Origin of the sequence: Dehalogenimonas formicexedens, from assembly GCF_001953175.1 — a bacterium.
GTDB lineage: Bacteria > Chloroflexota > Dehalococcoidia > Dehalococcoidales > Dehalococcoidaceae > Dehalogenimonas > Dehalogenimonas formicexedens.
Map to the genome: position 1 here is coordinate 1,120,593 of NZ_CP018258.1, position 23,329 is coordinate 1,143,921.

A 23,329-nucleotide genomic window follows, 5' to 3' on the forward strand; every position below is an offset into this window, starting at 1 on the left:
TAATTAAACGTACGGTTGGCGTACTACCGTTTTCCATTTTTCCGGAGCGGTCCGCCTGGGATCGGACAGGTAGATCTCGTGATGTTTCTGCCTGGCGCCCTCAAAAGTGTGCCCGGACTCCTTAATCAAACGGTGTATCTTCTCAATATTAGGCCCCTCTTCGGAATACGGACCGATATGCATTATCTGTGCCGACATGCCTTCAGCGAGGGAGGCGAATCTGACCTTTCCCAAGGCGGGTGGGTTCTTTTTCTTTCGAACTTCGTCAATGACTTTTTCGACCAACGCATGGGTGATGAATTCCGGCTGCATTATCATATAAGTCCACAGCCAGCCGGCCTTGTTGGTATGGACAAAATCGTCCATGTTGTTAGACCACCACAAGCCTTCAAGCGGCATGACGCTGAAATCAATGGCCTGTTCCTTTTTGACGGAGAATTTGAGAGCATAAGCCACAGAATACAGGGCTTCGATCGCTGCGATGGCGTCGGGACCGTCTGGCAAGCCGCGTCCGTCAACCATCAGATAACTAAACTCAGGTACTTCGACAAAGACCGCTTTACCAACCGGCGGGTTGTAGAGATGTTTAAGTTGTTTCTTCAGGTCTATCGTTTCCGTAGGTCGATCCACCAATCCCTAAGGCTCCCGTTGAAGCCAGATCCGGCTGGTTCCGGGTTAGTCGTCGATCTTAACCGTTCCGCTTCCTGCGCAAGTATGGCATCTGACAGTCCCGGAACCCTTGCAAGAAGTACACGGCTTCTTTTCGTCCTCGAAATCGCCTTCCCGGGTGATCTCCCCGGCGCCACGGCAAACAGGGCAGGCTATTTGTCCGCTGCCTTCACAGCGGGCGCAGGTTTCGGGATGACTCATTCATTTCTCCCGTCGGCCTATGTCTGGCTTAATCCAGCCAACGCCAGTTTAATTTTTTCTTCAAGAGACATAGCAGGATCCTTGGGAATGGCGACCACCGCTTTCGCTGCTTCGGTGGGGGAATAGCCTAACGCGCCGAGGGCAGCCAAAACATCGGCATCTACGGCTCCGGCGGTCATCGGAGTTGCTGCCCAGCTTTTGGCTACCTTGTCTTTGAGTTCGAGCACGATCCGTGATGCAGTCTTTTTCCCGATACCGGGCACGGTACATAACATCGCGTCATTGCCGGTGGCAATGATGGCGGCAAGTTCATCGGCTTTGAATGATGACAACAGGGCCAGGGCAAGCCTGGGGCCGATACCTGAAACACCAAGCATGGTCTCGAAAATACCCAATTCTTCAATAGTGATAAAACCGAAAAGGGTTAGCGCATCCTCACGAACCTGTAAATGCGTAAAAAGCTTAACCTCAGAGACACTCTGGATCTGAGAGATGGTAGCGGTGGATATAAACACTTTATAACCGATACCGCCGACGTTCACCACCGCCCAATCAGCACCGAGTAGTTCTATTTTGCCTTTCAGGGACGCGATCATTTAATTCCTCTACGGCGAATTGCCGATTATTCTAGCACGTATTTTACTTGCTTTCAGGGGGATCAGCTACCTTTTTCAAATCATCAGCCAATGAAATGCCACGCCATTTCGCGTCTTCTCTCAAGGGGAAGTGGCATGGTTTACCCCGATACCATAAAATACACCCATTCTGTTCCCAGGGAGAGGATAAATGATCATTGGATCGGTTGCCCTTACCATCAGGATAATCTTCTGGCTTGGTATCTTAAACGCAGTTACCGGGGCTCTTTTACTCTTCAGCTGCAGGTGCGTGCCGGCGATGCGCATATTCAAAGGCCTGATGCTTCACCCGTGGTACAAGACATTTTTCAAATATCACTGTTACTTGTGGTGGGTGTTTTGGACCTCGGTGGTAATCCACGCCACCTTAGCTCTGCGCGTTTACGGGATTAATTACTAAAACTAATCACCTCAAACTTTGAGAAATGAAAGGATAACTTTGAAAAAGGAAATCATTCACACCCCCCGGGCACCGAAGGCAATCGGGCCATATTCTCAAGCGATAAAGACTTCAAACCTGTTGTTCACCTCCGGTCAGCTTCCCATTGATCCGGTAACGGGGGAGGTGTCGGGAGATATATCTGTTCAAACACGACGGGTGCTTGAAAATCTAACGGCTATACTGAATGCGGCCGGAGGATCGATTGACGATGTTATCAAGGCCACGGTGTTCATCACCGATCTTTCGAATTTCGGGGCGATGAATTCCGTTTATTCCAGTTACTTCAAAACGTCACCGCCTGCACGGAGCACCGTCGAAGTTTCCGGACTGGCCAAAAACGCTCTTGTCGAGATTGAAGTTGTGGCCCAGATTGGCGGTGAGGGATAAATGCCGGTCTATGAGTATGAATGCCCCAATTGTAAAACTAATTTCGAAGTGACTCGGAAATTCAACGAAACCGGAGGCAACTCATGCCCTGACTGCGGAATGGAAGGCCGGAGGGTTTACTGTCCGCCTTTCCTGGTGTTTAAAGGTCCGGGCTTTTACGTCACCGACAGCCGCACTGAAGTCGACCCAGAACTGGAGCATCGCAAGAAAGAAAAAGAAACGGCAGAAAAAGCTGAAAAGGGCGAAGCCAAACCAGAAGCAAAAACACCGGAACACGTTTCCGAAGGCAAAGGTAGCACCGGAAAACGGGAATCATCCAGCGTAGAGTGACCGGCTTATCGGACTAGTCAATATCGAACGCACCGGTAAAACATCGCTTTTTGCTAGAAGACGGTTTTCAGGAGCCAGATAACTGCCAGGACCACCGCGGCTATCAAAGCCAGGTGGATGAGGCACCCGAGTGATTTGAAAAAGAGCCTGGCGATTATCCAGATCACCAACAGGCCAATAGCTATGAGAAGGATCGTACTCATGCGTACCTCTGACAACTATATTTCACGCCGGCTTGCCTACTTGGATTATTCGCATATACGATGGATAGCGCGAGAGATTACACCCCATTAACAATATCATAAATCAAGGACAACAAATCAAGTTTAAGATTTTATATTCGTTGATGTAAGATAACGCGTCGGTAGATAACGATTACTGGGAGTCCAAATATGTTCAATAATATTCTGCTACCACTTGATGGTTCTGAAGCTGCCGAAGCAGTAATTCCGTACGCAGAGGAAATGGCGAAAAGGATGGGCTCAAGCCTAGTGTTGTTTCACGCATGTGAAGCCTCGCATAGACAGGCGCGCGGAATGCACAAGCTTTACATGGACAAATTGGCGGAAATAATCACCCAGGAGATAAACCAAAGCGGTCAACGGACCAACGTTCTGGTGGAACAGAGAATGGGCGAGTTCACCTCCAGCTTATGCGAGTATATTGAAAATAACGACATCAATTTAGTGATACTGGTCGCTCACGGCTTCACCAGCCCATCGGCCAAAAGCGTCGTTGATGACGTGGCTCGCTTGGCTAAATGCCCACGATGCTGGTGAGACACGAGAGGCAACCCGAGAGCAACCGCGGCATCATCAAGAGGATACTTGTGCCTTTGGACGGCACGCCTTACGCCCAGCAAATTCTTTCCGTAGCGCGCCGAATCGGCGAAAATTTCAAAGCGGATATTGTTTTGTTTTCCGCGGTCAAATCCGCCGGCCGCACTGCAGCAGATATCGAAAATCAAAAGAAAGAAGCTTCCAAATATCTGGACGGTGTCGCCGCGATGTTGTACGGGTTGAATGTAACGACCATAATCTCGGAGGCCAACGATTTTACGACTGCGATAGACTGGGCGGCCTTTCAGACCAAATCCGATATGGTGACCATGGTGACTAATTCAAGAGTTACCGAATGGGCAGAAAACAGCATTTCCCGTAAGATTCTGAATACGGGTGCAACTTCCATGCTCATAGTTCACCGTAAATAAGAAACCGACAAGGACGGTTCTTACTTTTTATTTCCATTTGTAATCAGCATATAGACGCCGAGCATGGCTAGCGCTACGAAGACAGATAATAATGGCCCCATCGCAATTCCCTCCGGCATGATCCCTGTCTAACAATAACTGAAACTCTGTCTGGGGACATCGGTATTTTTACCTGATTCTTATCGCTAAAGTACGAATTGTCTACGGATTCAGCCCCAATTTTTTGAACGAGAAGGGGAACCTAGTTTGCCGTAGTGTTGGACCTGGATGCCGGGGCGGGAGATTTGCAAGGGAGACAGACGGAAGCCGATTTGGCGTCTATCTGCGAGAGGTCTCCTACCGAAAAACTCATTACGCATTTTGGGTCTTCACAGTGACCCAGGTTAAATAGGTGACCAATTTCGTGAGTAGCCTCTTTAACAATCCGCTTAGAAATCAACTTTGTGTCGTTTGTACCTTCTTCCAGACGATGGGTGGATAGCGTAGCAATACCTTCCTCTGCATCCGCTTCCCCAAATATAAAATCATAATCAGGGCAATACAAATCGACATCGACGATCGCTAAAAGCTTATCACCAGTCCTTTGTGGGACGGCTTTAAGTCTATTCAATATCTTCGGCGATGAATACTGGTTTCGCCTCCGGTTGAAAGCGAACGAGACGTTCCAGTTAAGTTCCAACGTCTCTACCGGTACACTGAATTCCTTTTGAAGATGCTCCGATAGCGCCGATAAAACGCCGCCCGGTAGCGGACTGATCAATCCAAGGATGATCCGGCCGGACTTATTGTCCGCTGAAAAACTTATTGAGCCAGAATTGGGGATTACTTGTTGACTTCTTGGCATTTTTGAATCAAGTCGAAGTCCGCCGGTTCAACCAGGATGGAACCATCCGGAAAAACGATGGTCGGCACGCTTCGATTTCCCCTGTTAGTCCGTTCCACGAAAGCGCACGCGGAAGGATCGCGTTCGATATCAAACCAGGTGTATGGAACTTTTTGTCGGTCCAGGATAGACCTGGAACGGGAGGTGTGGGGGCACCATGAGGTGCCGTAAAGTTTAGTCGCTTCAGCCATGTTACCTTCCCTTCTCATGATTCCGTCCCATATTATTTTAGTCCAGAATTTGCGGAAGCGTTAGCAGATTGAAGGGTCGAAAGCGCCTGCCTTTACAAGTCTTGAAGTTGAAGGTTAAAATAGTCCGGATTCTGCGGGTGTAACTCAGTTGGTAGAGTGCCTGCTTCCCAAGCAGGTTGTCGCGGGTTCGAGTCCCGTCACCCGCTCCACCCATTCACATTCAGGGTTGATTCATTCCGCGGACGACCGCGCCGCATTCAATTTCACCTCCAACAACACATCCCGGCCAAATCAAAACATTGTCGCCGATAAGCGTGCCCGGATTTAGAGAGACGTTGACACCGCTCTGAACGTTATCACCGATAATCGCTCCAAATTTGCGCAAACCGGTATCAACGTGGCCGCATCTGATATTGCGGTGATCAAAACGAAGATTGGCTACCTTGGTGCCGGCGCCGAAGTTACAGTTTTCGCCGATTACGGTATCGCCGATGTAACTGAGGTGCGGGATTTTACTTCCAGACATGATTATCGAATTTTTTATTTCGACTGAGGCGCCGATTCGGGACCGGTTGCCGATGGCGGTCGAGCCTCGTATATAACAGTTAGGACCGATATCGCAGTCGTCGCCAATGATCACAGGGCCGACAATATAAGAGCCAGATCTAATTATGCTGTCTTTTCCAACAATGCAAAGGCTTTCAATGTGAGCTCCCGGTTCGATCACGCCATCACAACGTGATTCCATCCCGGACAGTATCTTTTCATTTGTACTCAAAAGTTCCCAAGGATAACTCACGGTCAACCAATTTTCTACCGGTTGACAGCTGATACCAAATCCATCTTCGATCAGAATTTCCAGCGATCGTGTGATTTCGTATTGGCCTCGAGGGGATTTTTCGGTGCGGTCAATAGCCTGGAATATGGTGTGGGTAAATAAATAGGCGCCGGCGTTGGCTAGTTTAGAGGCAGGCAATTCAGGCTTTTCTACAATGCGTTTGACCATGCCATTTTCGACCTCGATGATTCCGAGCCCGGCGGGATCGTTAACCTCTTGCACGGCAATGGCGGTCGACTGGGAACTCGCCAACCGTTCGATGTCCTCTTTAGCGAAAATAGCATCCCCGTTAAGAACGATGAAGCGATCGCCGACAATTCGCTGTGCCAGTTTTACGGCACTGGCAGTGCCAGTCGCCTCATTCTGCACGAGATAAGAAATCCGAATCTTCCACCGGGAACCGTCTCCGAAGTAGTTCCTGATCGAGGCGTCTTTGTAACCGACGATGAAAACAAACTCACTTATTCCAGCGTTGACGCACTCAAGCAAGAGTCGCTCAAGAATGGGCTTATTGGCCACCGGAATCATTGGTTTAGGACGGGCAAAGGTCAAAGGCCTCATGCGCCTGCCTTCTCCCGCGGTGAGGATTACCGCCTTCAATTAAGCGCCCTTTCGATCACATCGACAACTTGGGAGTACCGGGTAGAAACCCATTCCTCAGCGATTCCCTCAACGGTCAAACGGATCTTCGGTTCGGTGCCGGAAGGTCGTACCAGTACCCAGCCTTCTGGGAAAACCAGCTTGATTCCATCCGTCTTGTCGATGGAATACGGCTTCAACCCCGAAACAAGAACGGTAACAAGATCCTCAAACCCTAAATTACCCAGGTCATGGCTTCCCCGCATGATCGGGAGGGATTTGAAAGAACGGTTAAAGGTCGATAGATTTCCTTTACTTGCGATATCGACCAAACAGGCCGCGGCGAAAATCCCATCCGGACATAGCGTGTTAGCAGGAAATATCCAGGCGCCGCAGGGTTCACCGCCGAAATCCCCGCCTTGTTTCAATTCTTCTGAAACATAATTATCGCCCACTCTGGTACGGCGAACGTTGAATTTTTGCTTATCGATTGCCATCGAAGCATCGATGGTGGTAACAATGTTTTTGGCCTCCAAGTGTCCGGCGAGCAAGCACAACATTTTATCGCCGCTAATGTACTTACCCTGGTCATCTACGGCCATCATCCGGTCCGCATCGCCGTCGTGCGCTAAACCCAAATCAGCTCCGACCCTCAGTACGGTACTTTTAAGCTCGGTCAAATTTTTTTTAAGGGGTTCCACCGGGTGCGTGGGAAAACCGCTGGGGTTCGAATTGATCGCATGCACCCTGCAACCGATGGACTCCAGTAAGCTCGGCGTAATCATGGAAGCCGCCCCTGAAGCGCAATCGACGACAACCTTGAGGCTGTATTTTTTCGGGAACCGGTCCCGGATAAATTCGATGTGGCGTTCAATCGCGCCGCTGTAAGTCTCGCTTTCACATATTTCATCCCAAGAGACTCTCGGCGCGGATTGCCGGGACACCGCTTCTTCGATTTCACGTTGTTGCAGCGGGCTGAAAGCAGACCCATCAGGATTGAGAAGCTTAAGCCCGTTGTACTCAGGCGGATTGTGAGATGCGGTCACCATCACGGCGCAGTCGAAATCCCTTCCAGACATGGCAAGGGTCGGTGTCGGAACCAGTCCGGCGTCGAAAACCTTTGCGCCAGAAAGGCTGAGACCGGCGGCAGAAACGTGCCTGAGCAGGTCGGAGGTTGTCCGGGCGTCCCGCCCCAGAATTACCCTGCGGTATCGGGTTCCGATCGCTGCTGAGGTCTTGAAAACGACATCGACCAATTCCTGATCGAACACTTTTCTGATCCCTGAAGTACCGAAAAGACGCATTTATCGATTCTAATTTGTTGGGCTCATCCTGTCAAAGCGCCTGATTGCTATTTGCCAGGTGATTGGCACAGGGATATCTGAATTAAGCCGCGCGCGAAGGCGCGGCTAGATGACCGATTCGGTGGCAAAGCGTGGAAATCCGGCAAGGACTATTTTTCGGCGGTCTGGCGGGAACGCCTTTGCCGGGTTGTCGGTTTGATCTTTATGTCCAGTTGCGGATAGATTGAAGGTAAAAGCTGCTTGGTTTCCTGGGTGATCTCTTCCAACCGGTCAATAATAAGAACGCTCCTGGCATCCCGGGCATCGCCCTGAGAGTTCTGGTCGGGTGCCAGGCTATTGCACTGAGCCCTGAGCGAATAATATTCGCTGGTTAGCCTGATAAGCTGTAAACGGGCTTCCTCGGTGGCTAACGGCTCGGCAGCCGGGCTGTTTTGATCTTGTTCCATAATCCCTCTGGCTCTTGAAGAGAGATTATACCCGTCAAACACGATAATAACAGCCCTACGTTGGTACTATTTTGGCGCATTTTCTTCTGAATTCGCCAAACTTTGGTAAATTGCCTATTGTCTCGTCAGGTTGCCGCCCCCCGGCCACCAGTTAAACCTCCCTAACACCCGCGCCACAGCCGGCACCAGCAAAGCCCGTACGATGAAGGTATCGAGGATGATGCCGAGGGCTATGGCCATGCCTATCTGATGAACCATCTGGAGCGGCGAAAGAATGAGCACGCTGAAGGTGCCCGCCAGTATGATTCCGCAGGTGCTGATGACGCCGCCGGTGTGGCTTACGGCAGCAGCCACAGCCTGTTTGTTCGGGACTGAAGAGGCTTCTTCCCTGATCCTGGACATCAGGAAAAGGTTATAGTCAGCTCCGACAGCTACCAGCATGATAAAAATGAAAAGCGGCAGTACATATATGATCGGTTCTCTGGATATGTTTTGGACGAAAAAAGTGGTAAACCCCAGGGTGGCTCCGAAATTGAATAGAACCGTGGCCACCATGTAAAGCGGCGCTACCAGGCTCCGCAACACGATCACCAGGATCACGAAAATGGCGGCTACCGACGGTATTGCCACGCGGCCAAAATCAGCCGTCGTTACGGAAATGGTGTCCGCGTATCGGGCAGTTTCCCCGCCAACATAAGTCTTGTTGATGGTAGCCAATTGGGCTTCTTTGACGGCGATATCTTCTCGAAACCCTGGAATCAAAGCCACCGCTTCATCGGAATACGGGTCCAAATCCAAGATAATGTTGATCCGGGAATAGGTCTTGTCGGTGGAAAAGAAGGTTTGATACAACCATGCAGTGAACGGAGTCGATACTTCCAGGTTGAATTCCTGAATCATCTGGCCCAGCCCGGCACTCAACCCGTCAGCGGCTGGAACGAGCTGGGATAGCAGAGGGGGAAGTTCGGTTTGCGGGGCTTTCTGAATTGTTGCCAGAAGCTGAGCTGCGGTTTGAGCGGCTGTTGCCGCCTGCTGAAACGCAGGGCTGCTAATGATTCCGGGGTATCTCAGTGGCAATGAGCCAAGCATTTCCCCCGCCTGCTCGAGAGGAACAGTCATCGAACTATCGAAACGACCGGTGGCAATATTATCGGCGACCGCCTGAATCTGTTCTGCCAAGGCGCTCAAAGCGGTCGACGGAGCGTTAAAATATTCCACCCGCATCACTCCCGGCAGCGTGGAAACGTAGGCCGCTAGTTCGTCGACATCCTGCCGCGGCGCAATATCGGTGAAATCTGATCCGGTCGAGCTGACCAGCAGATAGAGAGGCTGGAGTTCACCCTTGGAAAAATGGGATTGGATCACCTGGAATCCGGCGGCCGCCTCGACTTCTGCGGGCATCTGGGCGATGACATCTGCCGAACGCTTCAGCGAAGGCAAGAACACGTACGGCACCGCCAGGACGACAATAACCGGCAAGATGATGAGCCATGGTTTGGATACTACGAAAGCGGAAATCCTGCTCCATCCGATATTTTTACCGGCAACCCGGGCTGCCTCCCCAGGCCAGAACAGTTTACTGCCAAAAATGACCATGAGAGCCGGCACCAACGTGATTCCGGCTAAAAGAGTGATGGCAACCCCGGTGGCCAGGGCGACGCCGACCGATTTGGTCATACCGAACTGAGACACCCAGAGGCACAGGAAAGCGATAATCACCGTCAGTGCGCTGGCCGAGATCACAGGACCAATTTTCGCCATCGTGTATCCAACGGCATCATGACGCCGGGCAGCCAATTCTTCCCTTAAACGGGAAATGATGAACAAGCAATAGTCAGTTCCTATCCCGAAAATGATAACCACCAGGTAGGCATCGGCGAGGGTAGATACTTTTAGTCCGGATTCGGCCATGAAACCTACCAGTCCCCGCGCGATAAGGAAACTCCACCCGATGGCGATGAGCGGAACCATCGAAGCGACCGGGGAGCGGTAAGCGATCAACAACAAAACAGCCACCAGGACAATGGTGACCAGGGTTGTCCGATCTATGGTACTGTTTATTGATTGAAACAGGTCCTTGGAAATAGCTACCTGACCCGTGACATAGACATTCCCCGGATGCGGGTTCCCGGATATGTAATTCCGGATAGTGTCGACCGCAGCTTGAGACGAAGGTACCAGAGAAGGTTGGCCAAGTCCGACGTTTATCAGCATGACGGTGTTATCCGCGCTGATGAGAACCGGCTCTAGCGCCGGGTTATCGAAGACGGAGGTCACCGTTTTGATGTTATCCGGGCCGCTGTCGGAAAGCAACCAGTCGCGTAAGGCGCGGGCGAAAACGTTGTCAGCCTCCGAGAGGCCCAGGGTGTTCTCGATGACTATCTCAAGGGAACTGGCAGGTGCATCCGGGGCTGTATAAAAGCGGTTTTTGATGATATCCCGAGCCAGGGTGGATTCGGTGTCCGAAGGCAAAAACTGGCTGTCGTCATTGATCCCGACATCGGACAGTTTCGGAGCAAAAAGGAACGAGGCGATGGCCGCGCCGGTCCAAACGACGGCGATCAGCCATTTGTACCGTCTTGAGATGCTGGCAATCGTTTTGAACATCGATTAATCTTACATCTGCCAACACCAGGCTTCAAAGAACCCCCTTACCCTGACAAGGGACCGCATTTTTATTAGATTTTGGATTTATGTTATACTTCTGCTTTGATAAAAGAATAAGAGGAAGAATTTGGAAAAACAGGAAAAGATCAACGTTATCGATGCCTTCAAGCGCCATCCGAAGGATACCGGCTCCGCCGAGGTGCAGGTTGCCATTCTTTCGGCGCGCATCAACCAGCTTACCGCGCACATGGCCGCCAACAAACAGGACTCTCATACCAAGCGGAACCTGTTGAGGCTCGTTGGTCAGCGCAGGCGCATGCTGGCTTACCTCCGTCGCGAGGACGCCACCCGTTACCAGGACCTTATCGCCAAGATCGGCTTGCGCAAATAATAATTTAGCGCTCTGCCCGTATCCGGATAGGGCTGAAAAACGGCTCCAGCTTACCGGCGTTCCCTCCAGGGCAAGCCCAAGGGCAAAGCTCTATTTTCGCATAAGGAGAATCCATTGGCATCGATCCACACTTTTGAAAGAACCATCGGCGGGCGCAAGCTCGTTATCGAACACGGCAAACTAGCCTGGCAGGCCAACGGCGCCGTGACCTTGCGTTACGGCGATACCGAAATTTTGGCCACGGCGGTCGTCGCTAAAGAAGCCAAACCCGGAACCGACTTCCTGCCGTTGACCATCGACGTCGAGGAACGAATGTATGCCGCGGGCAAGATCCCCGGGGGCTTTATCCGCCGTGAAGGCCGGGCCACCGAAGCCGCCACCCTCGCCAGCCGCTTAGCCGATCGCCCCATCCGTCCGCTGCTGCCCAAGTACTGGCGGCGCGAAATCCAGGTTATCCTGACCGTGCTCGCCGCGGATCAGGAGAACGACCCGGACGTCCTGGGCGTTATCGGTGCCTCCTGCGCCCTGGGCATATCCGAAATGCCTTTCGAAGGGCCTATTTCAGCAGTTCATGTCGGCTATATCAACGGCGAATTTGTGCTCAACCCAACCTTTTCCCAGTTACCCGAAAGCAAGCTTGATGTGGTCGTTGCCAGCACCAAGCATGCCGTTACAATGCTGGAAGCCGGCGCTCGGGAGACGCCAGAAGCGCTGATGCTGGAGGCTATCCGGTTTGGCCATGCCGCCAACCAGGAGATAATCGCCCTTCAGGAAGAAGTGATCGCCGCCGTCGGCAAGACTAAGTGGCATGTAGATCCCCCCGTCGTGGACGAGGCTCTGGTGCAGAAGATATCGATCGCCATCGACGACAGGCTACCCGGGGCTTTCTACCAGGCAGACAAGGCTCAGCGGACCGAAAACCTTGAAAAACTGTCGCAGGAACTGATCGCCGACCTGGGTGAAGAATTTGAAACCGCCGCCATAATGGCCGCCTACGACAAGAAGATTCGCAAGTTGGTACGTTCGACCGCCCTTGACAAGAATGAACGTGTCTCAGGCCGCGGCATTACCGAGATCCGGGAACTATCCGCCGACGTGAGCATCCTGCCCCGCGTTCACGGGTCCGCCCTTTTTTCTCGAGGTATGACCCAGATCCTGAACGTCATAACCCTTGGTTCACTCCAGATGGAACAGAAACTGGACAACATCTCTCCGGAAGAAACCAAGCGGTATATCCACCATTACAATTTCCCGCCCTACTCCACCGGTGAGACCAAGCGTCTCGGCGGTCAGGGCCGCCGTGAAATAGGTCATGGCGCCTTGGCTGAGCGGGCATTACTGCCGGTCATCCCATCGGAGTCTGAGTTCCCCTACGCCATGCGCCTTGTTTCGGAAGCGGTATCTTCCAACGGTTCGACCTCCATGGCCTCAACCTGCGCCTCAAGCCTTTCGCTGATGGATGCCGGGGTGCCTATCAAGAAAGCCGTGGCCGGTATCTCTATTGGGCTTATAACCGACGACGAAAACCGGGACAGGTTCGTGACCCTGACCGATATCGAAGGGCTCGAAGACAATTACGGCGACATGGACTTCAAGGTAGCCGGGACGCGTGACGGCATCACCGCCATTCAACTGGATATCAAGCTCAAGGGCATCAGCTTCGCTATCATCGAAAAAACGCTGTCGCAGGCCAGAGAAGCCCGCATGGTTATACTTGATGTCATGGACAAGTCTATTTCGCAACCTCGCGCCGAGCTTTCGCCCTTCGCGCCACGAATGTACAAGCTGAAGATCGATCCCGGTAAGATAGGTACCGTCATCGGCCCCGGCGGACGGGTAATCCGGTCGATCATTGATGAGACCAAGACCACTATCGATATCGAAGACGACGGTACGGTGATCATTGGAGCAACCGACGCTGCCGCCGCCAACAAGGCCATCGCCATTGTCGAAGGCTTGACCAAGGACGTCGAGCCCGGAAGCGTTTACACCGGCAAGGTCACCCGCATCATGAGCTTTGGCGCTTTCGTGGAAATTTTGCCCGGCAAGGAAGGAATGGTCCATATCTCCGAGCTCGCCAACCGCCGGGTCGACAAAGTTGAAGACGTGGTCAAACTAGGCGACGTTATCCAGGTGAAGGTCACCGAGATCGATTCCCAGGGCCGGATCAACCTTTCCCGCCGCGCTTTGCTGCCCCCGCCTACCGCGGAGGAACAGGAAGCGATGAAGCGGCAGGGCCCACCTCCCGGAGGCTTCCCCCGCTCGGCTCCCGGCGCGCCGATGGACAGAGGCGGAAGACCACCTTTCAGGCGGTAAACACAAGATCCGGATTTCGAAATTCGCAACAAACCAACGAGAACCCAGGTAAAATGATCGGAACCGAAGGGTTTTGAGGTTGCAGGGACACGGCAAGCCGTGTCCCTGTGTTTTAAGGAGGCAACATAATGGCAATCAGGGTAGCGGTTCAGGGCGCCTTGGGACAGATGGGGCGGGAGGTCATGAAAACCGTCTCCAATTCGCCGGACCTGACGCTGGTTGGCGCCTGTGACGCCAGGGCGTCGGGGGAATTCATTGAAGTCAATGGCAAGCAAATCTTCCTGACCTCCGATCTCAATTCATGCCTGGTTAACACAAGGCCGGAAATCCTGGTTGATTTCAGCCTGGCGGCCGCCGTGCCTCAAACCGCTGAGACAGCGGCGCGGGTTGGGGCAAACCTGGTGATAGGCACCACTGGCGTAAACCCGCAAGTTCTAGGCCGTCTGGAGGCCCTGACCAAGGAGTTCAACATCAGCGTGATGGTGGCGCCCAACTTTGCGCTGGGAGCGGTCGTAATGATGCAACTCTCAAGGATCGCCGCCAGATATTTCGATTGGGCTGAGATCATCGAATCTCACCATGAAAAAAAGATTGACGCTCCGTCGGGGACGGCTATCGCCACCGCCAGGGAAATGAATGCGGCCCGCGAAAAACCGTTCGCCTCCATACCCGGCGAGGCCGAGCATAAGAGCCGCGGCGAGAAGTTTTACGGCGTGCCGGTTCACAGCGTCCGGTTGCCCGGCCTGGTGGCGCACCAGGAGGTTATCTTCGGCGCGCTGGGCCAGACTTTGACCATCAGGCACGATACGACCAGCCGCGAGAGTTTTATGCCGGGTGTGCTTCTTGCTATCAAGGAAATGGCTGGCCGGAAAGGCGAATTCATTTTTGGTTTGGACAAGTTGCTGGGATTCTAAATTTCGAAGATCCAAATTCGAAGCCATGACGTTTTGGATTTTTGCCAGTTAATGCTTTAGAATCATTTCACGCTTGGGGTTTGGCGGTCCTGAATATTCCGTGAGAGGGTTGAAATTGGACGGTTTACGAGTCGGCATTGTCGGGGCAACGGGCCTGGTCGGCCAAGAATTTATCCGCGTTTTGACCCAGCGGAATTTCCCCATGAAATCACTGACTCTGCTTGCTTCAGACCGCAGCGCGGGGAAAAGACTGCTGGTTAAGGGCCAGGAAATCGAGGTCAAGGAAACCAGTCCTGACAGCTTCAACGATCTTGACGTGGCTCTTTTTTCCGCCGGGGCTGACATATCACGTCATTTTTCTCCCGTCGCGGCCGAAAAAGGCGTGGTCGTCATCGATAACAGCGCCGCTTTCCGTTATGAACCTGATGTGCCCCTGGTTGTACCGGAGGTTAACATCGAGGATGCCAAGAGCCATAAAGGCATCATTGCCAATCCGAACTGTTCCACTATCCAGATGGTGACGGCGCTCTACCCGCTGCACAGGGTCAACCCGATCAAGCGTATCATTGTTTCCACTTATCAGGCGGTATCAGGCACGGGAACCGCGGCCATGGACGTTCTCACAACTCAAAGTCAAACGGTTTTAGCCGGCCAACCCGTCACTCCTCACGTTTATCCGCACCAGATCGCTTTCAATCTTATTCCAGAGATCGACGTGTTCTTCGATACGGGTTACACCAAGGAAGAATGGAAGATGCTGGTGGAAACCCGCAAGATCATGCATGCCCCCCACGTCGCTCTGTCCGCCACCTGCGTCCGGGTGCCGGTTTTCATCGGTCACAGCGAGGCGGTCAATGTCGAGTTTGAGCGCCCGATGTCGCCGGATGAAGCCCGCGATATTCTGGCGAAGGCTCCTGGCGTCAAGGTCCTCGATGATCCCACCGTCAGTCTCTACCCCCATCCTTGGATGGCGGCAGGCACCGACGATACCTTCGTCGGCCGGATACGGTCCGATTCCTCCCTGGCGGGCGGTCTGGTGATGTGGATCGTCGCCGACAATGTCAGAAAAGGCGCCGCACTCAATGCCGTCCAGATCGCCGAGGAAATGCTTAAACGGGGCTGGCTCGGAGGCAAGTGATGAAAGAACTGGGACGATTGATCACCGCCATGGTAACGCCGTTCAAGGAAGACGGCTCAATTGATTTTATCCAGACGAGAAAGCTGGCCAAAGCCCTGGTTGCTTCCGGCAGCGACGGTATTGTGGTCGCCGGCACGACAGGCGAATCTCCTACTGTCACCTGGGAAGAGGAGCATGCCCTGTTCATGGCCGTCAGGGAAGCCGTGGGTGAAAACGCCAAGGTTATCGCCGGCACCGGTTCCAACTCCACTGCCGAAGCCATCGAAAACACCATTAAAGCCGAGAAACTCGGCGTCGATGCCGCTCTCCTGGTGGTGCCCTACTACAATAAACCTACGCAGGAGGGCCTGTACCGCCATTTCAAGGCGGTTGCAGATTCGACCACCCTTCCCATAATCCTGTACAACGTTCCGTCCCGTACCATCACTTCGATGTCGGCCGAGACAACGATCCGATTGTCGAAGATCCAGAATATCGTCGGAACCAAGGAAGCCTCCGGCAATCTCGGCGAGATCGCCCGGATCATCGACGGAACCCAGTCAGACCGCCCGGATTTCACCGTCTGGAGCGGCAATGACTCGGACACCCTGCCGATGATGGCCATAGGCGCCCACGGCGTTATTTCAGTCGCTTCTCACCTCGTCGGCCTCCAAATAAAGAGGATGATGGAAAGCTTCGTTGCCGGCAATCTGGCTGAAGCCGCGGCACTGCACCGCCACCTGACGCCTATTTTCAATAATCTGTTCGTGGTGGCTAACCCGATCCCGATCAAGTACGCGTTGAATTACATCGGTTTCAAAGTCGGCCAACCGCGTTTGCCGTTGACCGACCCGGACGAAAGGACGGCGGCATTTATTCGCGATACCCTCAAGGGCTATCACATCGATTTACCCCTTGCCTGAAAAAGCTGCTTAATTTCATGTCTTCTTAAGCCCATCGTTGGGTTGAGGGCAATGTTACCTGATAAGCTTGGAGATCTCGTACCGCTGACGCAGGCGCTGGTAAAACCCGCGTCGTTGACCTGCGCCCGAGCTTTTGCCGACGATGAGACGACGCATTTCCTGATACCCGATGCCTCTAAGCGGGATAACCTGCGATTCTCGTTCGAGTATTACCTCAATTTGACGCTCGTTACCGGCCAGGGAACCTACGTGACATCGCCCAGATGCGAAGGCGTGGCGATATGGTTCGAATCGCCACACAAAGAATCGCTGATTGATCACCTCCGCGCAGGCTTCCCGCTGTTGCCCCTGAGGGCAGGCTGGGGTTATCTGCTCAGGGAATCCCGCCTCGACCTCCATTTCTCCCGACTGCGTCGGGAACTGGCGCCAACGCGGCACGTGTATCTGGGAGTCCTGGCTGTCGACCCGGCCTGCCAGGGACAGGGATTTGCCTCAAAACTGTTGCGGCCGATGCTGGAATACCTTGACCGAAATAAAATGCCGGCTTACCTCGAGACCCAAAACCTGAGGAACGTGGGGATGTACCGTGGGTGGGGATTTGACCTCATAAAAGAGGAAGCGCTGCCGGACACAGGCCTGAAACTATTCTTGATGCTCAGGCAGCCAAAATCAGCGAACGTCTCTTAATTGTTCATCCTCCGACCGGATCAGGCGAACGGTTCCCATTACCCGATTAAAAAATGAAAAGGGGCGGGTTTGTAACCCGCCCCTTTATTGAACTTCGATCGTGATATTATGGCATCGGCTTGGTTTCGGGGTTCCGCTCGCCCGATTTGTAGTGGTGGGACCCAGCGCTTAATTCGGCAAAGGCAGCCTTGGCCTCATCCACCGAGGCGCCGTCATCGAGGGTGGAAGTGTCACCGATGGTGGCGCCCGTCGCCACAGCCTTGAGCAGGCGGCGCATGATTTTGCCGCTGCGGGTTTTGGGCAGCAGGTTGACGAAGAAAATCTCTTCAGGGGTGGCCAGGGTACCGATGGTCGCCCTGAGGTGCCGGGTCAGTTCGTTCTTGATCTCGACCGACGGCGGCGTGCCCTTGCGCAGGGTCACGAACATAATGATCGCCTCGCCCTTGATCTCATCGGGCCGTGAGGTCGCGGCGGCTTCGGCGACCGCGGAATGGCCGACGATGGCGCTTTCCAGTTCGGCGGTGGAGATGCGGTGTCCCGCAACCTTGATGACCTCGTCGGCGCGGCCGAGGAGCCAAAGGAAGTTGTCCTGGTCCTTCATGCAATAGTCACCCGGCAGATAGTAACCGGGGAAGCGCGACCAGTAGGTCTTCTGGTAGAGTTCCGGGTTATGGTAGATGTCCAGGAGCATCCCCGGCCATGGTTTCTTGATCACGATGAAGCCGGTCTCGCCGTTAGGTAGTTCCTTGCCCTCGGCATCGAGAACAGCCGGAACGATACCGGGCATGGGCTTGGTGGCCGAACCGGGTTTCAGGAAATGGGGCTGGATGCCGGGGGTTGGGGAGATCATGAAGCCGCCGGTCTCGGTCTGCCACCAGGTATCCGAAATGCCGATGCGCTCGTGACCGATATTGCGGTAATACCACAGCCAGGCCTCGGGATTGATCGGCTCGCCGACCGAACCGAGGATCCTGAGGCTGGAAAGGTCGTGTTTGGCCGGCCATTCTTCGCCATGGCGCATGAACATCCTGATAGCCGTGGGTGAAGTATACAGAATAGTTACGCCGTATTTGGCGATAATTTGCCACCAGCGGTCGAGGGTTGGGTAGTCAGGCGCGCCCTCATACATAACTGAGGTCAGGCCAAGTTCAAGAGGGGCAAAGACAACGTAGCTATGCCCGGTGATCCAGCCGATGTCGGCGGTGCACCACCACACGGTTTTCTTATCGGTATTGAACGCCCATTGCATCGTCTTGGCGATCCATAAAGAGTAGCCGCCGGTGCCGTGAAGAATGCCCTTGGGCTTGCCGGTGCTGCCGGATGTGTAAAGGACAAACAGCGGATCGTTTGAGTCCATATGCTCCGGCTCAACGTACTCATCGCACCCGGCCAGGAGATCGTTTAGCCACACATCTCGTGCGGGGTCCATTTCGACGTTATGTCCCGTATGCTTGACGACTACTATCTTCTCCACGCAGGGACATTTTTTGGCAGCTTCGACGGCGTTATCCTTAAGGGGCAGAATTTTGCCGCGCCGATGCATGCCGGAGGAGGTCACGATAATTTTGGCTTCCACGTCTTCAACGCGGTCAGCCAGCGCCTGACCGGAGAAGGCGGAGAAGACCACGGTGAAAATAGCGCCGATCCGGGCACAGGCCAGCATAAAAATCGGGAGGGCTGGAATCATAGGCAGGTAAAGGGCAACCCGGTCTCCGCGCTTGACGCCGAGTCTCTTTAAAGCCGCGGCGTAGTTGTTAGTAAGGCGGTAAAGTTCGGCGTAGGTCAAAACCTGGGTATCGCCAAGTTCTCCTTCCCAATGGAAGGCGACTTTGTTTTTGACCTCTGTTTTCATGTGGCGGTCGAGGCACTGATACGACAAATTCAGCTTGCCGCCGACAAACCAGCGGGCATACGGGACTTTCCAGTCGAGCACCTTGTCCCAGCGCTTGAACCAATCGAGGTCCATCGCCTGCTCGCCCCAGAAGCCTTCCGGGTCCTGATCGGCGCGGCGCCACATTTCGTCGTAGTCACCCGACGGGCAAAAGTACTGAGTAGTAGGCAAGTGAGCGACGCGGGAATCGGCTGCTTGTGTCATCTTTCTCTCTCCTCTTTTAATTACTGAGCGCCGTTCCGGGCCAAATTTGAGACCCGGACAGGGAATAATCGGAAGGGGTGTAAACGCCATCAGCCAGGGTTGAGTCTGAAATTCGATTCTGCCCACCGAGCCGGCTGCGACCGGCGATAATAGATCCGGTCACAACGTCATCTGGGCTGAACTCAACATTCTCCCAGACAATGGAATTCCGCAGCACCGTGTTGTTCCCAACGGCGCATCGATCGCCAATAATTACCGGCCCTTCGATCCTGACGCCTGGGCCAATACTGCAACCGCGGCCTACCATCACATTACCGGCAAACACGGCTGAAGGATCCACGAAAGTCCCGTCCCCTATACTGGTGCCGGCCGGCGGGGTAAGCGGACATTGGCAACGGCCGTTCAGCATATCCATGTTGAATTGAAAGTATTTTTCGCAATTGCCCATATCTATCCAATAGGAATTGCGGTCAACAAAGGCGTAAAACGGGCGGTGATCTGTTAACAGGAACTGAAAAGTCTCCCGCTCGATGCTGGTATTTTTGCCCGGTTCGATATACCCGAATATCTCAGGCTCCAGGATGTAACATCCTGCGTTGATCAAATCGGTGGTTATCTCTTCGGCCCTGGGCTTTTCAATGAAACGCCTGATCTGGTTGTCCTTTTCAGTCTCTACCAGGCCGAATGCCGAAGGATTTTCAACCGGCGTCAAGGCGATAGTCGCCACGGCGTTATTGGAGCGATGCTGAGCCAGCATCGCCGATAAATCTATGGTGGAAAAGACGTCGCCGTTCAAAGCAAAAAAAGTGCTGTCCAGAAAACGTTCACAATTCTTGATGCCCCCGGCGGTGCCGAGCGGCTTTTCCTCGTCAATAAAAGTCACCTTACAGCTGCGGTAATTTTCTCCGAAATATCTTTCCATCTGCCCGGCAAGATGCCCCCGGGTAAAAATAACCTCATCGACGCCGTGCCCCATAAGATGATCCACGACGTGAGCCATGAAAGGTTTATTGAGCACCGGCATCATGGCCTTGGGGGTGTTGATAGTCAGGGGTCTCAATCGGGTGCCCAGGCCGCCAACTAAAATGAGCGCTTTCATAAATAAATACCGGTACTCACCCTTCAATTTTGTTGGAGACGATGGGTTCCAGTTTTAATACCGCGGCTAGCTTATCTTATAGGAACTAGTACCTCGAAATCAAGCCGCGTTTGTTACGGGAATTTTTATCTCTTTTTTACTTTTTATAGTCTTTTACTGACTATAGGCTACTTTAGATCCTTCAAAATGAGGCAAGCATCAGCCGCGGCCAAAGCCCGGTGGCTGATGTGATTTTTTTCTTTCGGCGCAATTTCTGCCATCGTTTTGCCGAGTTCCTGTAAAAAAAATACCGGGTCGTACCCAAACCCGTGTCTTCCCTGAGGGGCTAAAGAGATCAAACCCTCAATCTTGCCTTCGGCAAATTTAACCTGACCGGTTGGAGTTGCAATGGCGATGACACAGCGGAAACGGGCTGTCCGCTTGCCGACCGGTACTGTTTCCAGCCGCCGAAGAAGCAGGTCGATTCTTCCGGTATCAGTGGCATTGTCTCCCGCGTAACGGGCTGAACGGACACCGGGCTCACCGCCAAGGGCATCGACCTCGAGGCCGGAATCGTCAGCCAGGGTCAATAGACCGGATGCCTTGGCCAGGGCGCGGGCTTTTAACGCGGCGTTATCAGCGAAGGAGTTGCCTGTCTCGGCGACTTCGGTGACAATGCCTTTGTCTGACGGGGTCACCAGGCGGAAACCGCAGCCCGCCAGGAGTTCCCGGTATTCATTTAATTTGCCCTTGTTATTGGTCGCCAGGAGTAATTCAGCTTCCATTGCCCTTAACCTAAAGTGGGGACACGGCATGCCGTGTCCCCACATAATAATCGGACCCTATGATGACTAGATTGGTTTGAAACGGGATTCCAGTTTGCGTGAGACCTGCGGCATGGTGGTGTACTCCATCTCATCCAGCGGCAGGCGGTGGGGTTCGAATGGACCATGCTTGCGCATCATATATGCCATTTCGTTCGCCTTTTCGCGGGCTTTGTCATAGGAGACATCGGCGAAGAAATCGCGGGGACCCACCAGACGTCCCTGGGACAACTGGAAGCCCTGGGCGATGACCCGGGGCGGGCCGTCGAACCGGGTGGGGAGGCTGTCGGCTACGCCCACGGGCATAATCGGTCCCCAGTGAGAGCCCCTCATCCAGCCTTCTACCAGGTACGGCTGGGCAAAGGGTTCCAGGACCTCGCCGACGGCGGGAAAGGCTCCCTGACAGCGGACGATGCAGACCGGATCATCTTTGCCGACGTAGCGGCCGGCAAGGAAAGCCAGTTTCTGGGTGGATGATGAAGCCGCGATTTCGCCGGACTTGGTGTAGACCGCTTTAACGGGGTAGCGGTTGGGTGCGCCGATGAAGACCAGCAGGTCGTAGATTTCCTCAGGAGTTGAAAAGGTGATCTTCTTGCTTTCTTTAACGTCATGGACTTCGAAATTGAAACCCTGGTGCATGTTCTCGGCGATTACGAGGCCGATGGTATTGAACGGATCGGCGAACATTTTGTATAGAGGCATATTCCACGCGCCGGAGGAGGTTTTGTCAGCCATGAAGATGACCACCGGTTCAGAGGTTCGCTCCTCGAATTCCATCTCCGCGGCCCCCGGACCCATGCCCTTGATGTTTCCGGAGAAGGCATCGGTCAGGAGGTCCTGCCCGGCACCGTAAAGTTTCAGTCTCTTGGCCACGTTGGTGCAAGCGACGAACGTATCCCACGCCATTTCATGAACGTCGGGACTGTTCTCGCCCTTCTGATGGGTCATGATAAGTTGCAGGTCGTCGCCGCACTTGGTGACATGGTAATCGATCAGCAGGCCGCTTTCCTTGGCCTTGGCGAGCTTATTGTCGGCCTCGCAAAGGCACTCGGGATGCGAATCGGAATGACCGACATACCCGCCGATGTCCGCCTTGATGACGCTAAGGGTAAGCTTCATGGTAACTCCTCCTGTTAGTTAATAGTCTATGCCCTTGCGGGCGCGGATGCCTTCGGTAAAAGGATGTTTGATCATCAAAATCTCGGAAACAAGGTCAGCGGCTTGCACCACCTCTGGGGCGGCGTCCCGTCCGGTGAGAATGAGTTCAACGTGCTCCGGCCGGTTATTTATCAGGTCAAGCACGTCGGCCACATCCACCAGACCCTTAGCTGTCGCCTGATTGATCTCGTCAATAATGACAATGTCGTAGTCGCCGGAAACCATAGCGTTTTTCGCTGCAGCCAGTTCTTCTTTGGCCGCGGCGCGATAGGCCGATTTCGATGGGCTTGCTCTCAACCAACTGCGATCGCCGACATATCGGACGGTGACATTGGGCAGGTTCTTCAGAATAAAATATTCGCCGTGTTCCCCGGCGTAGTCTCCGCCTTTCATCATCCCCAGCATAAACACCCGGGCGCCCCACCCGGCCCCCCTGACGGCAATTCCGATGGCCGCGGAGGTCTTGCCTTTGCCGTGTCCGGTAAAAACGGAAACCAGTCCTTTTTCCAGCCTGAAGGCATCGGCGTGTTCTTCGGTGTGGGTCAACAGAACCTCCGGGGAATATGCGGCGCTTGGGTAGCTTGCGAATATCCGGTGAAGTTTAACAAGGGTGATTGGCAGTGTCAAGATAAAAATATGAACCGCCGACCGTACCATTTTGACACCCGGCGATTTCGACCATAGAATTGAAATTAAGCCTGCAACGGAGGGTATATGAAAAAACCTGACCTGCTCGTATTAATAGCCGTCTGGGAATTCCTGACCTCTCTAATGTCTATTGTAGGTTTGGGCGCAATCATCGTGGTCGGCTTACAAACGAGAACCTGGTGGATGCGTCAGAATGTCGACTTTGATCTTTACAGCCCATGGATTCACTTCGGTCTTATCGTCGGCGGCGTGATCTGCTTGATCTATGCCGTGTTAGCCCTGGCCGCGGGTATCGGGCTTCTTTCGGGAAAAGAATACGGCCGTATCATGTCGCTCATTCACGGCGGGTTCAGCCTCCTTGTTTTCCCGGTCGGCACGGTCATCGGAGTGCTGCAGATTGTTTATCTAACCCGGTCCGATGTCAGGGCGTATTTTCAATGAAGTCCATTAACGACG

The 23,329-nt window shown here is 53.5% G+C and carries 27 protein-coding genes and 1 tRNA gene; 13 read left to right on the forward strand and 15 right to left on the reverse strand.

The window, feature by feature from the left end; genetic code table 11:
* Positions 1–3: 3 nt before the first annotated feature.
* From Dform_RS05820 to ruvA, 3 genes are read right to left on the reverse strand one after another with little or no spacing between them, the layout of a single operon-like run.
* The gene (locus tag Dform_RS05820) at positions 4–630 is read right to left on the reverse strand and encodes a GyrI-like domain-containing protein (protein ID WP_076005083.1); all 627 of its coding nucleotides are present in this window, start codon (positions 628–630) and stop codon (positions 4–6) included.
* A 45-nt stretch (positions 631–675) separates the two neighbouring features.
* Positions 676–870, reverse strand: coding sequence for a hypothetical protein (locus Dform_RS11240; protein ID WP_145925537.1), 195 nt, complete (start codon positions 868–870; stop codon positions 676–678).
* A 17-nt stretch (positions 871–887) separates the two neighbouring features.
* Positions 888–1,466 (reverse strand): Holliday junction branch migration protein RuvA, encoded by a 579-nt coding sequence (gene ruvA / locus Dform_RS05825; protein ID WP_076004178.1) that lies wholly within the window; start codon positions 1,464–1,466, stop codon positions 888–890.
* A gap of 190 nt (positions 1,467–1,656) precedes the next feature.
* Between ruvA and Dform_RS05830 the strand changes: the two genes are divergently transcribed.
* Genes Dform_RS05830 through Dform_RS05840 form a run of 3 tightly spaced genes read left to right on the forward strand, consistent with a single transcriptional unit; the run spans position 1,657 to position 2,664 of the window.
* Entirely contained in the window at positions 1,657–1,905 is a 249-nt protein-coding gene (locus tag Dform_RS05830; RefSeq protein ID WP_076004179.1) for a hypothetical protein, read from the forward strand.
* A gap of 39 nt (positions 1,906–1,944) precedes the next feature.
* Entirely contained in the window at positions 1,945–2,334 is a 390-nt protein-coding gene (locus Dform_RS05835; RefSeq protein ID WP_076004180.1) for a RidA family protein, read from the forward strand.
* The gene (locus tag Dform_RS05840) at positions 2,335–2,664 is read left to right on the forward strand and encodes an FmdB family zinc ribbon protein (RefSeq protein ID WP_076004181.1); all 330 of its coding nucleotides are present in this window, start codon (positions 2,335–2,337) and stop codon (positions 2,662–2,664) included.
* Between the two features lie 53 nt (positions 2,665–2,717).
* Here Dform_RS05840 and Dform_RS11445 read toward each other — a convergent pair whose 3' ends face one another.
* Positions 2,718–2,867 (reverse strand): DUF5670 family protein, encoded by a 150-nt coding sequence (locus Dform_RS11445; protein ID WP_192846582.1) that lies wholly within the window; start codon positions 2,865–2,867, stop codon positions 2,718–2,720.
* A gap of 189 nt (positions 2,868–3,056) precedes the next feature.
* On the opposite strand from Dform_RS11445, the gene Dform_RS05845 reads away from it, so the two are divergent.
* The gene (locus Dform_RS05845; protein WP_076004182.1) at positions 3,057–3,443 is read left to right on the forward strand and encodes a universal stress protein; all 387 of its coding nucleotides are present in this window, start codon (positions 3,057–3,059) and stop codon (positions 3,441–3,443) included.
* The gene (locus tag Dform_RS05850; protein ID WP_145925538.1) at positions 3,425–3,874 is read left to right on the forward strand and encodes a universal stress protein; all 450 of its coding nucleotides are present in this window, start codon (positions 3,425–3,427) and stop codon (positions 3,872–3,874) included. Before Dform_RS05845 ends, Dform_RS05850 begins: the two co-directional genes overlap by 19 nt.
* A 241-nt stretch (positions 3,875–4,115) precedes the next feature.
* Here the strand turns inward: Dform_RS05850 and Dform_RS11815 are convergent, their stop codons facing one another.
* Positions 4,116–4,718 carry an archaemetzincin gene (locus Dform_RS11815; protein ID WP_083635376.1) on the reverse strand — a complete coding sequence of 201 codons (603 nt, stop codon included), beginning with the start codon at positions 4,716–4,718 and terminating at the stop codon, positions 4,116–4,118.
* Positions 4,697–4,948: a glutaredoxin domain-containing protein gene (locus tag Dform_RS05860; protein ID WP_076004184.1), complete on the reverse strand. Its 252-nt coding sequence runs from the start codon at positions 4,946–4,948 to the stop codon at positions 4,697–4,699. The genes Dform_RS11815 and Dform_RS05860 overlap by 22 nt, the downstream gene beginning before the upstream one ends.
* A gap of 133 nt (positions 4,949–5,081) precedes the next feature.
* Here Dform_RS05860 and Dform_RS05865 point away from each other — a divergent pair.
* Positions 5,082–5,157 (forward strand) — tRNA-Gly (locus Dform_RS05865).
* An 11-nt stretch (positions 5,158–5,168) separates the two neighbouring features.
* Here the strand turns inward: Dform_RS05865 and glmU are convergent.
* From glmU to Dform_RS05885, 4 genes are all read right to left on the reverse strand, one after another.
* The gene (glmU, locus tag Dform_RS05870) at positions 5,169–6,386 is read right to left on the reverse strand and encodes a bifunctional sugar-1-phosphate nucleotidylyltransferase/acetyltransferase (protein ID WP_076004185.1); all 1,218 of its coding nucleotides are present in this window, start codon (positions 6,384–6,386) and stop codon (positions 5,169–5,171) included.
* The gene (locus Dform_RS05875) at positions 6,383–7,669 is read right to left on the reverse strand and encodes a phosphoglucosamine mutase (protein WP_076004186.1); all 1,287 of its coding nucleotides are present in this window, start codon (positions 7,667–7,669) and stop codon (positions 6,383–6,385) included. Before Dform_RS05875 ends, glmU begins: the two co-directional genes overlap by 4 nt.
* Positions 7,670–7,818: 149 nt before the next feature.
* Complete coding sequence (locus Dform_RS05880; protein ID WP_076004187.1) at positions 7,819–8,115, reverse strand: hypothetical protein; 297 nt, start codon at positions 8,113–8,115, stop codon at positions 7,819–7,821.
* 114 nt (positions 8,116–8,229) lie between these two features.
* Positions 8,230–10,722, reverse strand: coding sequence for an MMPL family transporter (locus Dform_RS05885; protein ID WP_076004188.1), 2,493 nt, complete (start codon positions 10,720–10,722; stop codon positions 8,230–8,232).
* Positions 10,723–10,849: 127 nt separating this feature from the next.
* On the opposite strand from Dform_RS05885, the gene rpsO reads away from it, so the two are divergent.
* The 6 genes from rpsO (at position 10,850) to Dform_RS05915 (ending at position 17,070) form a co-directional block, all read left to right on the forward strand.
* Positions 10,850–11,113, forward strand: a complete 264-nt coding sequence (gene rpsO / locus Dform_RS05890; RefSeq protein ID WP_076004189.1) for a 30S ribosomal protein S15 — start codon at positions 10,850–10,852, stop codon at positions 11,111–11,113.
* A gap of 114 nt (positions 11,114–11,227) precedes the next feature.
* A complete protein-coding gene (locus tag Dform_RS05895) occupies positions 11,228–13,429 on the forward strand; it encodes a polyribonucleotide nucleotidyltransferase (RefSeq protein ID WP_076004190.1) in 2,202 nt (733 codons plus the stop codon).
* 128 nt (positions 13,430–13,557) lie between these two features.
* Complete coding sequence (gene dapB, locus Dform_RS05900) at positions 13,558–14,343, forward strand: 4-hydroxy-tetrahydrodipicolinate reductase (protein ID WP_076004191.1); 786 nt, start codon at positions 13,558–13,560, stop codon at positions 14,341–14,343.
* Positions 14,344–14,458: 115 nt separating this feature from the next.
* Positions 14,459–15,481: an aspartate-semialdehyde dehydrogenase gene (locus Dform_RS05905; RefSeq protein WP_076005085.1), complete on the forward strand. Its 1,023-nt coding sequence runs from the start codon at positions 14,459–14,461 to the stop codon at positions 15,479–15,481.
* Entirely contained in the window at positions 15,481–16,383 is a 903-nt protein-coding gene (dapA, locus tag Dform_RS05910) for a 4-hydroxy-tetrahydrodipicolinate synthase (RefSeq protein ID WP_076004192.1), read from the forward strand. The genes Dform_RS05905 and dapA overlap by 1 nt, the downstream gene beginning before the upstream one ends.
* Positions 16,384–16,434: 51 nt before the next feature.
* Positions 16,435–17,070, forward strand: a complete 636-nt coding sequence (locus Dform_RS05915) for a GNAT family N-acetyltransferase (RefSeq protein WP_076004193.1) — start codon at positions 16,435–16,437, stop codon at positions 17,068–17,070.
* A gap of 106 nt (positions 17,071–17,176) precedes the next feature.
* Here the strand turns inward: Dform_RS05915 and acs are convergent, their stop codons facing one another.
* The 5 genes from acs to Dform_RS05940 all read right to left on the reverse strand — a co-directional run bounded on the left by acs (position 17,177) and on the right by Dform_RS05940 (position 22,771).
* Complete coding sequence (gene acs, locus Dform_RS05920; protein WP_076004194.1) at positions 17,177–19,165, reverse strand: acetate--CoA ligase; 1,989 nt, start codon at positions 19,163–19,165, stop codon at positions 17,177–17,179.
* Positions 19,166–19,181: 16 nt separating this feature from the next.
* Entirely contained in the window at positions 19,182–20,264 is a 1,083-nt protein-coding gene (locus Dform_RS05925; RefSeq protein WP_076004195.1) for a nucleotidyltransferase family protein, read from the reverse strand.
* A gap of 167 nt (positions 20,265–20,431) precedes the next feature.
* Positions 20,432–21,028 (reverse strand): XTP/dITP diphosphatase, encoded by a 597-nt coding sequence (locus Dform_RS05930; RefSeq protein WP_076004196.1) that lies wholly within the window; start codon positions 21,026–21,028, stop codon positions 20,432–20,434.
* A gap of 66 nt (positions 21,029–21,094) precedes the next feature.
* The gene (fbp, locus tag Dform_RS05935) at positions 21,095–22,186 is read right to left on the reverse strand and encodes a fructose-1,6-bisphosphate aldolase/phosphatase (RefSeq protein ID WP_076004197.1); all 1,092 of its coding nucleotides are present in this window, start codon (positions 22,184–22,186) and stop codon (positions 21,095–21,097) included.
* A gap of 18 nt (positions 22,187–22,204) precedes the next feature.
* Complete coding sequence (locus Dform_RS05940) at positions 22,205–22,771, reverse strand: cob(I)yrinic acid a,c-diamide adenosyltransferase (protein WP_225973648.1); 567 nt, start codon at positions 22,769–22,771, stop codon at positions 22,205–22,207.
* A 168-nt stretch (positions 22,772–22,939) separates the two neighbouring features.
* Here Dform_RS05940 and Dform_RS05945 point away from each other — a divergent pair, with 168 nt between their 5' ends.
* Complete coding sequence (locus Dform_RS05945) at positions 22,940–23,314, forward strand: hypothetical protein (RefSeq protein ID WP_076004198.1); 375 nt, start codon at positions 22,940–22,942, stop codon at positions 23,312–23,314.
* Positions 23,315–23,329 lie beyond the last annotated feature (15 nt).

Bases quoted from the DNA above. Each gene is read 5' to 3' on its own strand.
- Dform_RS11240 (WP_145925537.1), bottom strand. From the start codon at position 870: ATGAGTCATCCCGAAACCTGCGCCCGCTGTGAAGGCAGCGGACAAATA.
- ruvA (WP_076004178.1), bottom strand. From the start codon at position 1,466: ATGATCGCGTCCCTGAAAGGCAAAATAGAACTACTCGGTGCTGATTGG.
- Dform_RS05830 (WP_076004179.1), top strand. From the start codon at position 1,657: ATGATCATTGGATCGGTTGCCCTTACCATCAGGATAATCTTCTGGCTT.
- Dform_RS05840 (WP_076004181.1), top strand. From the start codon at position 2,335: ATGCCGGTCTATGAGTATGAATGCCCCAATTGTAAAACTAATTTCGAA.
- Dform_RS11445 (WP_192846582.1), bottom strand. From the start codon at position 2,867: ATGAGTACGATCCTTCTCATAGCTATTGGCCTGTTGGTGATCTGGATA.
- Dform_RS05845 (WP_076004182.1), top strand. From the start codon at position 3,057: ATGTTCAATAATATTCTGCTACCACTTGATGGTTCTGAAGCTGCCGAA.
- Dform_RS05850 (WP_145925538.1), top strand. From the start codon at position 3,425: ATGCCCACGATGCTGGTGAGACACGAGAGGCAACCCGAGAGCAACCGC.
- Dform_RS11815 (WP_083635376.1), bottom strand. From the start codon at position 4,718: ATGCCAAGAAGTCAACAAGTAATCCCCAATTCTGGCTCAATAAGTTTT.
- Dform_RS05860 (WP_076004184.1), bottom strand. From the start codon at position 4,948: ATGGCTGAAGCGACTAAACTTTACGGCACCTCATGGTGCCCCCACACC.
- Dform_RS05875 (WP_076004186.1), bottom strand. From the start codon at position 7,669: ATGCGTCTTTTCGGTACTTCAGGGATCAGAAAAGTGTTCGATCAGGAA.
- Dform_RS05880 (WP_076004187.1), bottom strand. From the start codon at position 8,115: ATGGAACAAGATCAAAACAGCCCGGCTGCCGAGCCGTTAGCCACCGAG.
- Dform_RS05885 (WP_076004188.1), bottom strand. From the start codon at position 10,722: ATGTTCAAAACGATTGCCAGCATCTCAAGACGGTACAAATGGCTGATC.
- dapB (WP_076004191.1), top strand. From the start codon at position 13,558: ATGGCAATCAGGGTAGCGGTTCAGGGCGCCTTGGGACAGATGGGGCGG.
- dapA (WP_076004192.1), top strand. From the start codon at position 15,481: ATGAAAGAACTGGGACGATTGATCACCGCCATGGTAACGCCGTTCAAG.
- Dform_RS05915 (WP_076004193.1), top strand. From the start codon at position 16,435: ATGTTACCTGATAAGCTTGGAGATCTCGTACCGCTGACGCAGGCGCTG.
- acs (WP_076004194.1), bottom strand. From the start codon at position 19,165: ATGACACAAGCAGCCGATTCCCGCGTCGCTCACTTGCCTACTACTCAG.
- Dform_RS05925 (WP_076004195.1), bottom strand. From the start codon at position 20,264: ATGAAAGCGCTCATTTTAGTTGGCGGCCTGGGCACCCGATTGAGACCC.
- Dform_RS05930 (WP_076004196.1), bottom strand. From the start codon at position 21,028: ATGGAAGCTGAATTACTCCTGGCGACCAATAACAAGGGCAAATTAAAT.
- fbp (WP_076004197.1), bottom strand. From the start codon at position 22,186: ATGAAGCTTACCCTTAGCGTCATCAAGGCGGACATCGGCGGGTATGTC.
- Dform_RS05945 (WP_076004198.1), top strand. From the start codon at position 22,940: ATGAAAAAACCTGACCTGCTCGTATTAATAGCCGTCTGGGAATTCCTG.